Source organism: Burkholderia sp. 572 (assembly GCF_040545135.1).
GTDB classification, from domain to species: Bacteria; Pseudomonadota; Gammaproteobacteria; order Burkholderiales; family Burkholderiaceae; genus Burkholderia; species Burkholderia cepacia.
Window position 1 is genome coordinate 421,319 of record NZ_JBEPLH010000004.1, and the last position, 14,648, is coordinate 435,966.

Here is a 14,648-nt window from a genome sequence, read left to right on the forward strand (position 1 = left end):
GTTTCTTGAGTCCGGTAAACCACGCACCGGCCCCGGACGCCCGCCCCGCTTGCGGGCGAGCGTGCCGCCAGCGTTATACCCGGCCAAAAAAGCGGGCACCGGCCGATCCGTCGGATGAATGTCCGATTCACGATAAAACTTGTCCGGACATTCCCGATACGCCACATTACACTTCTTTGACGCAGCAACGATTCAAGACGCGCCGATCCCCAGCAGAGCGCGCCCGCCACCTCAACTCGTTCAGCTCTCACATGGAAACCAGCCTCGACACCGGCTCCGCCGGCGCAGCCGCCACCCAGCCTTCCGCGCCACCCGTCGCCCGCACCGTCTACCCGGTGCTCGGCGCAATCAGCTTCTCGCACATGCTCAACGACATGATCCAGTCGTTGATCCTCGCGATCTACCCGATGCTCAAGAGCCAGTTCGCGCTGTCGTTCGCGCAGATCGGCCTGATCACGCTCACCTACCAGATCACCGCGTCGCTGCTGCAGCCGCTCGTCGGCCTCTATACCGACAAGCGTCCGAAACCGTATTCGCTGCCGGTCGGCATGGGTTTCACGCTCGCCGGGCTGCTGCTGATGTCGGTCGCGCCGAATTTCCCGATGCTGCTGGTGGCCGCGGCGCTCGTCGGCTGCGGCTCGTCGGTGTTCCATCCCGAATCGTCGCGCGTTGCGCGGATGGCGTCGGGCGGCCAGCACGGGCTCGCGCAGTCGGTGTTCCAGGTCGGCGGCAACGCGGGCTCCGCGCTCGGGCCGCTGCTCGCCGCGCTCGTGATCATTCCGCACGGCCAGCACAGCATCGCGTGGTTCTCGGCAGCCGCGCTCGTCGCGATGATCGTGCTCACGCAGATCGGCCACTGGTACAAGAAGCATCCGTCGATGAAGAAGAAAGCCGCGGCGGCCGGCCACCCGACGCTGTCGCGCGGCCGCGTGATGGGCGCGATCGGCGTGCTGGTGCTGCTCGTGTTCTCGAAGTATTTCTACCTGGCGAGCATCAACAGCTATTTCACGTTCTACCTGATCGACAAGTTCCACCTGTCGGTGCAGGCCGCGCAGATCCACCTGTTCGTGTTCCTCGCGGCCGTGGCGGCGGGCACGCTGATCGGCGGGCCGGTGGGCGACCGGATCGGCCGCAAGTACGTGATCTGGGTATCGATCCTCGGCGTCGCGCCGTTCACGCTGCTGCTGCCGTACGCGAACCTGTTCTGGACCAGCGTGCTGACCGTGATCATCGGCATCGTGCTCGCGTCCGCGTTCGCCGCGATCCTGGTCTACGCGACGGAGCTGATGCCCGGCAAGGTCGGGATGGTCGCGGGCCTGTTCTTCGGCTTCGCGTTCGGCCTCGGCGGTGTCGGCGCGGCCGTGCTCGGCCAGCTCGCCGACGCGACGAGCATCACGTTCGTCTACAAGGTGTGCTCGTTCCTGCCGCTGATCGGCGTGCTGACGGTGTTCCTGCCGAACCTCGAAAGCAGCCGGCGCAAGAAGGCGTGAAAAAACGGCCGCGGCGCGCCTGCCGGCGCCGCGGCCGTGATGCTCCGATCGACGGGATCGACGGCGGCTTCAGGCCGCCGTCGTCGCATGCAGCGTCAGGAAACGCTTGAGGATGCCGGACGAATAGCTGCTAGCGATCGCCGACAGGAAGTGCGAGAACGACTGCGTCGCGTGATCGTCGGCCGTATCGGAGATCGTGCGCACGAGCGCGAACGGCACGTCGTGCTCCGCGCACACCTGCGCGATCGCTGCCCCTTCCATTTCGACCGCGAGTGCATCCGGCAGCGCATCGCGCAGAGCGACGACCTCGCGCTCGCTCGACACGAAGCGGTCGCCGCTGATGACGAGCCCCGCGTGCAGCGTCGCGCCGGCCAGGCTGAAGCGTGCGGCGAACTGCGCCCCCTCTTCCGCGACGAATTGCGTGCACGCGGCCCGCAGGCGCGCGGTCAGTGCGGCGTCGGTCGCGAAACGCGTGATGCCGAGCAAAGGCACCTCATAGCGCGGAAACAGCGGCGACGCGTCGAGATCGTGCTGCAGCAGCGTATCGGCCACGACGACATCGCCGACGCGCACCGTGCGCGACACACCGCCCGCGACGCCGGTGAACACGATGCCCGACACGCCGAACACGTGGATCAGCGCGCTGACCGTCGCGGCGGCCGCGACCTTGCCGACCCGCGCGAGCGTCACCACACAGGCCGCGCCGTGCACGGTACCGACGTGATAATCGCGGCGGCCGAGCGTGACCGTCTTCATCGCGCCGTCGGCGCGCATCGCGGCGATCAGGTCGCCGAGTTCCTCGGGCAGCGCGGCCAGGATGCCGAGCGGTCGAATCGAAGCCGTACCCACCACGTCGACGCTCGTCATTCCACCGCCTGCAGTTTCGCGACCGCGAGCGCGAGCCACTTCTCGCCGTGCCGCTTGAATTTCACCTGTGCCTTCGCATCGGTGCCGTTGCCTTCGAGCGCGGTGACCGTGCCTTCGCCGAACTTGGTATGGAACACCTGCTGGCCGACGCGGAAACCGGTATCGGCGGCCCGCTGCTTGTTCGCGAACGCCGGCAGCGGCGCGGACACGGCCGCATCGACGATCTGCTCGCGACTGCCGCCGCCCGGCCGCGCGAACCAGTCGCGCCCGTACCCGGCGTTGTCCGACCGGCCACCCCAGCGCGAACCGGCCTCGACCTTCGGCGTCAGCCACTTGAGCACGTGTTCGGGCAGCTCGTCGAAGAAGCGCGAGCGCACGTTGTAGCGCGTCTGGCCATGCAGCATCCGGCTCTGCGCGAACGACAGGTAGAGCCGCTCCTTCGCGCGCGTGATCGCGACGTACATCAGCCGGCGCTCTTCCTCGAGACCGTCCGATTCGAGCACGCTGTTCTCGTGCGGGAACAGCCCTTCCTCGAGGCCCGTGATGAACACGGCCGAGAATTCGAGCCCCTTCGCCGCGTGCACCGTCATCAGCTGCACGGCGTCCTGGCCGGCCTGCGCCTGGTTGTCGCCGGCCTCCAGCGACGCATGCGACAGGAAACCGGCGAGCGGCGTCATCGTATCGGGGTTCTGTGCCGGGTCGGCAGGCGATACCGGGTCGAGCACGTCGACCGCCTGATCGTCCGCCGCGGTGCCGAGCTCCGGGGCCGCGATCGCGCCTGCGCGCAGCGGAATCGAACGGGCCGGCGTGTCGAGCCCGTAGCCCTCCTCGGCGATGAACGCGGTGGCCGCGTTCACGAGTTCCTGCAAGTTCTCGAGACGGTCCTGGCCTTCGCGCTCGCCCTGGTAGAAATCGGCGAGACCGCTGGCGCGCACGATGTGCTCGACGGTGTCGGGCAGGTTCATCTGCTGCGTGTCGGCGCGCATCTTCGCGACCAGGTTCGCGAACCCGCCGAGGCTCGTGCCGGCCTTCCCCGTCACGTACGGAATCGCGGCGGCCATCGAGCAGCCGTACAGGCGCGCGGCGTCGGCGAGCTGCTCGATCGAGCGCGCGCCGATTCCGCGGGTCGGGAAGTTCACGACGCGCACGAACGCGGTGTCGTCGTTCGGGTTGTCGATCAGGCGCAGGTACGCGAGCGCGTGCTTCACTTCCTGGCGTTCGAAGAAGCGCAGGCCGCCATACACGCGGTACGGGATGCCCGACGACATCAGCGTGTGCTCGATCGAGCGCGACTGCGCGTTGCTTCGGTACAGGACGGCCACTTCGCTGCGCGCCATCCCGGTGTTGATCAGCGAGCGGATCTCCTCGACGATCCAGCCGGCTTCCTGCGAATCGGTGCTCGCCTCGTACACGCGCACGGGTTCGCCGTGGCCGGCGTCGGTACGCAGGTTCTTGCCGAGGCGGTGCGCGTTGTTCGAGATCAGCTGGTTCGCCGCGTCGAGGATGTTGCCGTGCGACCGATAGTTCTGCTCGAGCTTGATCAGGTTGCGCACACGGAATTCGTCTTCGAAGTCGCGCATGTTGCCGACGTTCGCGCCGCGGAACGCGTAGATCGACTGATCGTCGTCGCCGACCGCGAAGATCGCGTTCTGGCCGCCCGCGAGCATCTTGAGCCACGCGTACTGCAGCTTGTTGGTGTCCTGGAACTCGTCGACGAGGATGTGCCGGAAGCGCGCCTGGTAGTGCGCGCGCAGCGGCGCGTTGTACGCGAGCAATTCATAGCAGCGCAGCAGCAGCTCGGGGAAATCGACGACGCCCTCGCGCTGGCACTGCTGGTCGTATGCCTGGTACAGCTCGACGAACTTGCGGTTGAAGTTGTCGGTCGCGTCGACCTTGTCGGGACGCAGCCCCTGCTCCTTCGCATTGTTGATGAAGTACTGGACGTTCTTCGGCGGGTACTTCTCGTCGTCGACGTTCGCCGCCTTCATCAGCCGCTTGATCGCGGACAGCTGGTCGGCCGTGTCGAGGATCTGGAAAGTCTGCGGCAGGCCAGCGTCGCGCCAGTGCGTGCGCAGCATCCGGTTGCACAGGCCGTGGAACGTGCCGATCCACATCCCGCGCGTGTCGATCGGCATCATCGCCGACAGGCGCGCCATCATCTCGCGCGCGGCCTTGTTCGTGAAGGTCACGGCGAGCACGGTGGGCGGCGATGCGTAGCCCTGCTGGATCAGCCACGCGATGCGCGTGATCAGCACGCGGGTCTTGCCGCTGCCCGCCCCTGCGAGGATCAGCGCCGGTTCGTTCGGCAACGTGACGGCGGCGAGTTGTTCGGGGTTCAGATTGGCGAGCAGGTCGGGCATGGAGCGGCAGCGAACGGGCGAGAAAAATGCGGACCCGACATTATAAGGCGGCCGGACGATGCCGTTCCCGATCCGTTCGACCGCCTGTCGCGCGTACGTTGCCGGCACGTGGCGGCCGCGTCGCGACGGGCCCGCGCCGGCAAGGCGATGGCTGGTCGATGTGCATCCATTTATAATTGTCGGATTCGGCATCCAATTCACGCATTTTTCGGCAGATTTCCAACATGAGCGACAACACGCTTGCGAAGAGTTTCGAGCCCCACACCATCGAGTCCCATTGGGGGCCGGAGTGGGAAAAGCGCGGTTACGCGGCCCCGGCATTCGATCCGGCCCGCCCCGATTTCTCGATCCAGTTGCCGCCGCCGAACGTGACGGGCACGCTGCACATGGGCCACGCGTTCAACCAGACGATCATGGACGGCCTCGCCCGCTACCACCGGATGCTCGGCGAGAACACGCTGTGGGTGCCCGGCACCGACCACGCGGGGATCGCGACCCAGATCGTCGTCGAACGCCAGCTCGACGCGCAGGGCGTGTCGCGCCACGACCTCGGCCGCGAGAAGTTCGTGGAGCGCGTGTGGGAATGGAAGGAAAAATCCGGTTCGACGATCACCGGCCAGGTGCGTCGCATCGGCGCGTCCACCGACTGGTCGCGCGAATACTTCACGATGGACGACAAGATGTCGTCCGCCGTGCGCGACGTGTTCGTCACGCTTTATGAACAGGGCCTGATCTACCGCGGCAAGCGCCTCGTCAACTGGGATCCGGTGCTGTTGACCGCCGTGTCGGATCTCGAAGTCGTGAGCGAAGAGGAAAACGGCCACCTGTGGCACATCCGCTACCCGCTCGTCGACGGCTCGGGCTCGCTGACCGTTGCCACGACGCGCCCGGAAACGATGCTCGGCGACGTCGCGCTGATGGTCCATCCGGAAGACGAGCGCTACGCGCACCTGATCGGCAAGCTCGTCACGCTGCCGCTGACGGGCCGCGAGATCCCGGTGATCGCCGACGACTACGTCGACCGCGAGTTCGGCACGGGCGTCGTGAAGGTCACGCCCGCGCACGACTTCAACGACTACCAGGTCGGCCTGCGCCACAAGCTCGCGCCGATCGAGATCCTGACGCTCGACGCGAAGATCAACGACAACGGCCCCGAGCAGTATCGCGGCCTCGACCGCTTCGACGCGCGCAAGGCGATCGTCGCCGACCTCGACGCGCAGGGCTTCCTCGATTCCGTGAAGCCGCACAAGCTGATGGTGCCGCGCGGCGACCGCACGGGCGTCGTCATCGAGCCGATGCTGACCGACCAGTGGTTCGTCGCGATGACGAAGCCGGCGCCGGAAGGCACGTTCAATCCCGGCAAGTCGATCACGGAAACGTCGCTCGACGTCGTGCGCAACGGCCAGATCAAGTTCGTGCCGGAAAACTGGACGACCACCTATTACCAGTGGCTCGAGAACATCCAGGACTGGTGCATCTCGCGCCAGCTGTGGTGGGGCCACCAGATTCCCGCGTGGTACGGCGAGAACGGCGAGGTGTTCGTCGCGCGCAACGAGGAAGAAGCGCGCGCGCAGGCCGCAGCGAAGGGTTACGCGGGCGCGCTGAAGCGCGACGAGGACGTGCTCGACACATGGTTCTCGTCGGCGCTCGTGCCGTTCTCGTCGCTCGGCTGGCCGAACGAAACGCCTGAACTGAAGCACTTCCTGCCGTCGTCGGTGCTCGTCACGGGCTTCGACATCATCTTCTTCTGGGTCGCCCGGATGGTAATGATGACCACGCACTTCACGGGCCAGGTGCCGTTCCACACCGTCTACGTGCACGGCCTCGTGCGCGACGCGGAAGGCCAGAAGATGTCGAAGAGCAAGGGCAACACGCTCGACCCGATCGACATCGTCGACGGCATCGATCTCGACACGCTGGTCGCGAAGCGCACGACGGGCCTGATGAACCCGAAACAGGCCGCGACGATCGAGAAAAAGACGCGCAAGGAATTCCCGGACGGCATCGCCGCGTTCGGCACCGACGCGCTGCGCTTCACGATGGCGTCGATGGCAACGCTCGGCCGCAACGTGAACTTCGACCTCGCGCGCTGCGAGGGCTATCGCAACTTCTGCAACAAGCTGTGGAACGCGACGCGCTTCGTGCTGATGAACTGCGAAGGCCACGACTGCGGCAGCGACAAGCCAGAAGTCTGCGGCGCGGGCGATTGCGGCCCGGGCGGCTACCTCGACTTCTCGGCGGCCGACCGCTGGATCGTCTCGCTGCTGCAGCGCACCGAGGCCGACATCGCGAAGGGCTTCGCCGATTACCGCTTCGACAACATCGCAAGCAGCATCTACAAGTTCGTGTGGGACGAGTACTGCGACTGGTATCTCGAACTCGCGAAGGTGCAGATCCAGAACGGCACGCCGGAACAGCAGCGCGCAACGCGCCGCACGCTGCTGCGCGTGCTCGAAACGGTGCTGCGCCTCGCGCACCCGATCATCCCGTTCATTACCGAAGCGCTCTGGCAGAAGGTCGCGCCGCTCGCCGGCCGCTATCCGGAAGGCAAGGCCGACGGAGAAGCGTCGCTGATGGTGCAGGCGTACCCGGTCGCGAACCTGCAGAAGATCGACGAGGTGTCCGAACAGTGGGCGGCCGACCTGAAGGCGATCGTCGACGCGTGCCGCAACCTGCGCGGCGAGATGAACCTGTCGCCGGCAACCAAGGTGCCGCTGCTTGCCGCCGGCGATGCCGAGCGCCTGCGCTCGTTCGCGCCGTACGTCCAGGCCCTCGCGCGCCTGTCGGAAGTGCAGATCCTCGCGGACGAAGCGGCGCTCGACAAGGAAGCGCACGGCGCGCCGATCGCGATCGTCGGGCCGAACAAGCTGGTGCTGAAGGTGGAAATCGACGTCGCGGCCGAACGCGAGCGCCTGTCGAAGGAAATCGCGCGCCTGACGGGCGAAATCGCGAAATGCAATGCGAAGCTCGGCAACGAGGCTTTCGTCGCGAAAGCGCCGCCGGCGGTGGTCGAACAGGAGCAGAAGCGCGTCGCGGAATTCCAGAGCACGCTCGAAAAACTGCGCGCGCAGCTCGATCGGTTGCCTGCGTAACAAAGGGTAAGGTTGTTTGCGTTCACTATAATGCGGACGTGAACATAAACCGTCTGACAAGTCGATTACAGAAATAAAGGTTCGATCATGTTGAAAGTCACCAAGGCGGTATTCCCTGTTGCCGGCCTCGGCACGCGCTTCCTCCCGGCAACGAAGGCAAGCCCGAAGGAAATGCTGCCGGTCGTCGACAAGCCGCTGATCCAGTACGCGGTCGAGGAAGCGATCGCCGCCGGCATTACCGAGATGATCTTCGTCACCGGGCGCAGCAAGCGCGCGATCGAGGACCACTTCGACAAGTCGTACGAAATCGAGGCCGAACTCGAGGCGCGCGGCAAGGAGAAGCTGCTCGAACTTGTGCGCAGCATCAAGCCGAGCCATGTCGACTGCTTCTACGTGCGCCAGCCGGAAGCGCTCGGCCTCGGCCATGCGGTGCTGTGCGCGGAAAAGCTCGTGGCCGACAACCCGTTCGCGGTGATCCTCGCCGACGACCTGCTCGACGGCAACCCGCCCGTGATGAAGCAGATGGTCGACGTGTTCGACCACTATCACAGCTCGGTGATCGGCGTCGAAGAGATCCCGCCGTCGGAGACGAAGTCGTACGGAATCGTCGACGGCAAGGAGTGGGAGGAGTCGATCGTCAAGATGTCGGCGATCATCGAAAAGCCGGCGCCGGAAGTCGCGCCGTCGAACCTCGGCGTGGTCGGCCGCTACATCCTGAAGCCGAGGATCTTCGAGCACCTGCGCGCGCTGAAGCCCGGCGCGGGCGGCGAACTGCAGCTCACCGACGCGATCCAGGCGCTGCTCGCCGATGAACAGGTGCTGGCCTACAAGTACCAGGGCACGCGCTACGACTGCGGCAGCAAGCTCGGCTACCTGAAGGCGACGGTCGAATTCGCGCTGCGCCACGCGGAAGTCGGCGCGGAATTCGACGCGTACCTGCGCGCGCGCGCCAGCGCACACCCGGCCGACTGAACGCGGCAAGGGCACAAGGGCTCACTCCGGCGAGCCCGCCCTCACCTCACCGGCCGGCGCTCAGCGCGCTTCGGCCGGCTTCACCGAGACGACGCCCGGCATCCCGCCCGCGTCGTCTTTTTTCGTCTTGACGAGCCAGCCGTTGCCCGCGTCGAATGGCATCTTCGCGAGCGCGCTCTTCACGAGCGCCGGCGCGGCCTGCTGCGCGCCCGGCTCGCGATCGCGCAGCGACGCCGTCACGCGATAGACGTCGGCCCCCGACTTCGCGTCGACGAACCGCAGCGTCAACACGTGGCGGTATACCTTCCCGGCGAACGGCAGCGCGAGCGGCGACGGCCCGTCGACGGTCACGCACGCGCTGCTCGCCGCACCGCACTGGTCGGCGACGGCCGCGACCGCCGTCGGCTGCGTCGCGTAGGCGACCGACAGCCGGTAGCGCGCGTCCTTGAGCGGTTTCGCATCGAAGCCGCGGTGCGCGAGTTCGTCGCGCACGAGCGTCTCGATCTGCCGGTATTCGGCATCGTTGGCCTGCGCGGCCGTCCGCACGAAATCGTAGCCGTGTGCATCGGATGCGAACGCGTTCGGCTGCCCGACCGCACTCACGCCGCTCGTCACGCCGGCGCAACCCGTCAACAGCGACGCCGCCAGCGCGGCCGCTGCCCATTCCTTTCTCATGGCTTTCCCCAAATACCTGCCGTCGTGCCCGGCCCTATCAGGCGGACGGCTCGTCGATCGCGGGCAGCGACACCGTCACCGCGGTGCCGACACCCACCTCGCTGTCGACCGACACGCTGCCCCCATGGCGCGTGACGACCGTCTTCACGAATGCCATGCCGAGCCCGGAACCCGAGATTTCGGGCCGCTCGCCGGCATGGAACCGCTTGAAACGCTCGAACAGATGCCGCTGATCTTCCGGCGCAATGCCGTACCCCTGATCGCGAATCGTACAGAACATCCGTTTCGACGCATGCTCGACCGCCAGCGTACACGTGATCACGGTATCGGACGGACTGTATTTGACTGCGTTGTTCAGCAGGTTCACGAACGCGCGCGTGATCAGCGAGCGGTCCGCGCGCACCCAGCACATGTCGGTGCCGACGTCGGTGTCGATGCGGATGTGCTTCGCCTGCGCCTGCGGCCATACCTCGTCGCTCGCGTCGATCAGCACGTCGACGAGGCTCGTCGCCTCGAGCTGGTACGCCTGCGACTCCGCGCGCGCCAGCTGCACGAACTCGTCGGCGAGCGACAGCGCGCGGTGCGCATAGCGCTCGATCCGCGCGAGCAGCCCGCGCATCGCGTCGGTCTCGACGCGGTCGCGCTCGATCTCGACGAGCGCGAGGATCGACGACTGCGGCGAGCGCATGTCGTGCGACAGCAGGTGCAGCGCTTCCTCGCGATGCCGCTCGGCCGCATGCAGTTCGGTCACGTCGACGAGGCCGGCGATCCAGCCCGTCACGCGGCCCTGCGCGTTCGTGCAAGCGGCGTAGCGTAACAGATGGTCGAGCCCGTCGCGATCGCGCACCTCGATGCCGCGTGCCATCGCGTCATGCTCGTCCTCGAGCGTCGGGTCGAGCACGGCCGGCCAGCGCTCGCGAATCGCCGCGTCGTGTTCCGCGTTGCCGTCGACGGTCTTCATGAACGTCAGCTCGCCGAGCGCGGTGCGCAGCGGCCGCCCTTCCGGCAGCGGCAGCGCGAGCCGCGACCCGTAGCGCTTGGCCGCATGGTTCGCAATCAGCACGGTGCCGGCCAGGTCGGTCACGAAGATCGGCTCGGGCATGCTGTCGAGGCTGTCCCACACGAAGCGCTTCATGTCCTGCACGCGCTGCGCGGCTTGCGCCATCAGCGCCATCTGCCGCTCGAGCACGTCGCCGCCGACGCTGCGCGTGCGCGGCGCCTCGGGCAGCAGGTGCGGCTCGTCGGCGAGCCGCTGCAGCTCGCGGCGCAGGTACGACATCGTCATTTCCAGGCGCCGCCAGTTCCAGATCGGGTAGACGGCGACCAGCCCGAAGATCGCGGGCGCCGGCGACAGCCAGATGCGCGCTTCGAACAGCAGCGCCATGCTCGCGACGACGGCGAGCCCGGCAAGGCTCAGCGTGAGCAGCAGCGCGCGCCACGGCGACAGCATCAGGAAGCCGCCCAGCAGCACGGCGAGCGGCAGCAGCGACGCGGCGAACAGCCCGGCGCGCGACGCGGGCGAGATCGCGCTGCCGGTCGCCAGCATGTCGAGCACGTTGGCGTGGATGTACACACCGGCGAGCGGCCCGAACTCGCCGGACACGGGCGTCGCGAAGCGGTCGTACAGCCCCGACGCCGTCACGCCGACGACGACGATCTTGCCGCGCAGCGCGTCGGGTTTCACGCGCCCTTCGAGCACGTCGTCGAACGACAGCGTCGGATACGCGGGCGTGTTGCGGCTGAACGGGATCAGGTAGCGGCCCTCGCCCGCCGCGTCGCGCGACAGGTCGTGCGCATGCGCACCGGGCACGCCGCCGACCGGATGCAGCCGGCCGCCCTGGATCGCGCGATACACGGGCACCATCAGTTGCGGCCAGCGCACGCGGCCGTCGCTTTCGAACAGCGCGACGCTGCGTACGATACCGTCGCGGTCGACTTCGAGGTTGATGTGGCCGAGGCCGACCGCGCGCGCCGCGAGCGCGGCCACCGGCGGATCGACCGCGCGCGTGCCGTCCGCCTGTTCGGGGCTCAGCAGCACGGGCAGGAAGGTCGGCACGTGGCTCATCGCGTCCGCGAACGCGCGATCCTCCGCGGACGGTTCGGTAAACAGCACGTCGTAGACGACGGCAGCCGGCTGCGCGCGCGCGAGCGTATCGAGCAGCCGCGCGTGCACGTTGCGCGACCACGGCCAGCGGCCGAGCGCGGACACGCTCTGGTTGTCGATGTCGACGACCACCACGTCGGGCGACAGCGGCAGGCTGCGCAGCATCAGCAGCCGGTCGTAGATCAGGCCGTCGACGCTCGTCGACAGGCGGCCCAGCGCGCACGCGAGGATCACCGCGATCCCGAGGCAGCCGATCGCGATCCATTCGATCAGGAAGCGGCGGCCGAGGCGCCGCCGCGGGGAAACGGAGTCGGGTTTCATGCGCCGCGGATCAGCGCGACAGCGTGAACGCGCTGACCGGACTGGTCTTCTCGTAGAACTTGCCGCCTTCGAATTCCTCGACGGTCACGGCCCAGAAATAGTCGCCCGGCGGCAGGTGCGCGACGGTGATCTGGCGCGCATGCAGGCCGACCTGGTCGACGACCGGTGCGCTCAGGTCCTTCGAGCGCGACAGCACGAACCGGTAGCGCGCATCCTTGCCCGAACCGTTCGGCGACCAGCGGAACTCGTAGCCGTCGGCGCCAGGCGACGCGCTCGCGTCGAGCCCCATCACGCGGCGCTCGAACGCATACGTGCGCGGCCGGCCCTCGAGGCCGTTCGCGTCGATCGCGGCGACCCGCACGAAGTAGTTCCCGTTCGGCACGTCGTGAAAGACCGCCCGCGGAGAATCGGTGCGCGTTTCGCGGAACAGGTCGAGCAGCCCGGCGTCGTGCGCGAGCTGCAAGCGGTAGCCACGCGCGTCGCCGAGCGGCGCGACGTCGAATGTGACGTCGGGCTCGTCCTGCACCTTGTCGGGATGCGCGAGCGCCGGTGCGGGCAGCAGCTCGACGGGCGCGCCGACCGCGCCGGACGATGTCGCGACGCTGCCGAAATTCGCATGCACGAGCGTCGGGCCGGCCGGCTGCCGATCGCCCGCGACGCCAACGGTGCCGTCGAGCACTTCGACGCGCGTCGACGCGCTACCGGCCGCGTCGTAATTCACGCGAAAGTGCGTACCGCGCACGCCGGCCACGACCGACGGCGAACGGATCTGGAAGCGATCGTCGCGTTTCTTCAGATGGGTGACCTCGCTGTCGACCGAGCCGCGCGTGAGTTCGAACTCGCGATCGAGCGTGCCGGTCAGCACCGTGCGGCGCAGCGCCTTCAGGTCGAGCTGGCTGTCGGGCGGCAGGCTCATGTGCGTGCCGTCGGCGAGCTCGAGCGTCACGAAGCCGTTCGGGCCCGTGCGCACGCGATCGCCCTCGGCAAGCGTCGCATCGTTCGCGAGCGGCGCGTAAGCGTCGCCGGACGCGCGTTCGGCCGTCCCCTGTACCGCAACGACGCGCGCGGTCAGTTTTTCCTTGCGCAGACGCGCCACCGGCAGCTTCAGCGCGATGCCGGGCTGCAGGTGCTTCGGCGCGGGTACGCCGTTGATCTGCTGAAGCAACTGCCAGTCGTCCGCGCCCTGCAGGTAGCGCGCGGCGACGTCGTACAGCGTGTCGCCCGCCTGCGTGCGGTAGACGACCATCTTGCCCGCCGCAGCAGGCGGCTGCGCGGCCGCATGCTGCGCGGCGAACGCAAACGCGACCGCGCAGGACACACGCAGCGCCGCCGTCCGCAGGTTCGCCGTGTGCTGCGTGATTCCCGTGGTCACTCCGGTTCTCCCTGGCCGACCCGCTCGAGCCGGTAGCCGTAGCCGTAGATCGGCGCGAGGCGATAGCCGTTTTCGGGCCGCAAGCCGAGCTTGGTACGCAGCATCGAGATGTGCGTATCCATCGTGCGCGACGGGATGTCGGTCGCCTGCTTCCACACGAGATCGAGAATGTGCGCGCGCGACAGCGGCCGGTCGAGGTGCTGGAACAGCAGCAGCGCGAGCTCGAATTCCTTCTGCGTGAGGCTCACGGCCTTGTCGCCGACGTAGGCCTGCTTCAGGTTCACGTCGAAGCGGAACTGGTCGAACTCGCGAACGGTTGCCTCGGCGTTGACCGGATACGCGCGGCGCAGCAACGAGCCGATGCGCGCACGCAGGATCGGGCCCGACACGGGCTTGACCACGTAATCGTCGGCGCCGGCGTTGAGGATCTGCGTGATCCCCGCCTCGTCGTCACGGCTCGTCATGAAGATGATCGGCAGGCTGTGCTCGGTCTGATTCGCACGCACCCACTTCAGCACTTCCTCGCCGGACATGTCGGGCACGTTCCAGTCGAGCACCAGCAGATCGAACGTCTCGCGCTGCAGGCGCTTCTTCAGGGCCTTGCCTTCCTTGAACGCATAGCACGTATGGCCGACGGCCGTCAGCGTTTGACTGACGAAATCCGTCTGGGCCGGATCGTCATCCAGTACAGCAATTCTCATAGCACCCCGCAAATCGAAATCGATTCGTCCAGTTCAGCTCCCCGCCCCCACCCCGGCCGCGCAGAACATGCGCGGCTTCCGGATACCGGCCGGCGAGCCGTCGTTCGCCGCTCGCGCCACCTGCGCAAACCGGCGACCCCGGCTAAATATCTCAAAAACGGGGCACGGACGAACCGGCGATTTCATCATAGTAGTATGAAATTCGCCAATAAATTGCGCGGACTACCGTCTTTTCTTCGAATAATGCTTCCTGTCGCGCAATCGGGCGTCTAGTCGGCGCCCGCGATGCCGGCCACCGGCTCGACAACATCGTCGGCCGGCACGTGCTGCGACAGCGGTTCCGCATGCGCCGGTTGTACAAGCATCCGCTGCAGCTGGCCGCGCACGCGCTCCCACGCGGCGGCCGCGTAGTCCGGCTGGCTCGCCGCCCACGCCTGCGCCAGATCGAACACGCGCTCGATCGTCGCACCGCAGTAGGTCAGGCCCGAGCCGTCGTCCAGCGCGGCGTCGCGCAGCCGTTCGTCGAGCCACTCGGCCAGCCACGGCATCTCGGCCGCGGCCGAATCCGCGTAAGCCTCCAGCGCCGCACGCGCGTGACGATCCTGCTGCGGATCAAGCTCGATACGGCTCAGTCCCGATACGCTGCGTTCCGCTCCGGACGGACTTCGAATGGTCCCTGGTCTGAAGGACATGT

10 protein-coding genes are annotated in these 14,648 nt (G+C 67.3%); 3 read left to right on the top strand and 7 right to left on the bottom strand.

Annotated features, from left to right (window positions below):
• Nucleotides 1-251 precede the first annotated feature (251 nt).
• Nucleotides 252-1,490 carry an MFS transporter gene (locus ABIC51_RS10625; protein WP_021162356.1) on the top strand — a complete coding sequence of 413 codons (1,239 nt, stop codon included), beginning with the start codon at nt 252-254 and terminating at the stop codon, nt 1,488-1,490.
• A 69-nt stretch (nt 1,491-1,559) separates the two neighbouring features.
• On the opposite strand, the gene ABIC51_RS10630 is transcribed toward ABIC51_RS10625, so the two are convergent.
• Nucleotides 1,560-2,357, bottom strand: coding sequence for a 5'-methylthioadenosine/adenosylhomocysteine nucleosidase (locus ABIC51_RS10630; RefSeq protein WP_124674062.1), 798 nt, complete (start codon nt 2,355-2,357; stop codon nt 1,560-1,562).
• Entirely contained in the window at nt 2,354-4,717 is a 2,364-nt protein-coding gene (locus tag ABIC51_RS10635) for a UvrD-helicase domain-containing protein (protein WP_060357992.1), read from the bottom strand. Before ABIC51_RS10635 ends, ABIC51_RS10630 begins: the two co-directional genes overlap by 4 nt.
• Before the next feature lie 224 nt (nt 4,718-4,941).
• Between ABIC51_RS10635 and ABIC51_RS10640 the strand changes: the two genes are divergently transcribed.
• The gene (locus tag ABIC51_RS10640; protein ID WP_175900121.1) at nt 4,942-7,809 is read left to right on the top strand and encodes a valine--tRNA ligase; all 2,868 of its coding nucleotides are present in this window, start codon (nt 4,942-4,944) and stop codon (nt 7,807-7,809) included.
• Between the two features lie 87 nt (nt 7,810-7,896).
• Nucleotides 7,897-8,781 (top strand): UTP--glucose-1-phosphate uridylyltransferase GalU, encoded by an 885-nt coding sequence (gene galU / locus ABIC51_RS10645; RefSeq protein ID WP_027787729.1) that lies wholly within the window; start codon nt 7,897-7,899, stop codon nt 8,779-8,781.
• 60 nt (nt 8,782-8,841) lie between these two features.
• On the opposite strand, the gene ABIC51_RS10650 is transcribed toward galU, so the two are convergent.
• From ABIC51_RS10650 to ABIC51_RS10670, 5 genes are all read right to left on the bottom strand, one after another.
• Nucleotides 8,842-9,456, bottom strand: a complete 615-nt coding sequence (locus tag ABIC51_RS10650; protein WP_175900125.1) for a DUF4136 domain-containing protein — start codon at nt 9,454-9,456, stop codon at nt 8,842-8,844.
• A gap of 37 nt (nt 9,457-9,493) precedes the next feature.
• Nucleotides 9,494-11,881 carry a CHASE2 domain-containing protein gene (locus ABIC51_RS10655; RefSeq protein ID WP_059699037.1) on the bottom strand — a complete coding sequence of 796 codons (2,388 nt, stop codon included), beginning with the start codon at nt 11,879-11,881 and terminating at the stop codon, nt 9,494-9,496.
• 10 nt (nt 11,882-11,891) lie between these two features.
• Nucleotides 11,892-13,253 (bottom strand): FecR family protein, encoded by a 1,362-nt coding sequence (locus tag ABIC51_RS10660; protein ID WP_027787732.1) that lies wholly within the window; start codon nt 13,251-13,253, stop codon nt 11,892-11,894.
• Nucleotides 13,250-13,954: a response regulator transcription factor gene (locus ABIC51_RS10665; RefSeq protein ID WP_006490421.1), complete on the bottom strand. Its 705-nt coding sequence runs from the start codon at nt 13,952-13,954 to the stop codon at nt 13,250-13,252. The genes ABIC51_RS10660 and ABIC51_RS10665 overlap by 4 nt, the downstream gene beginning before the upstream one ends.
• Before the next feature lie 269 nt (nt 13,955-14,223).
• Complete coding sequence (locus tag ABIC51_RS10670; protein ID WP_027787733.1) at nt 14,224-14,646, bottom strand: hypothetical protein; 423 nt, start codon at nt 14,644-14,646, stop codon at nt 14,224-14,226.
• Between the last annotated feature and the right edge of the window lie 2 nt (nt 14,647-14,648).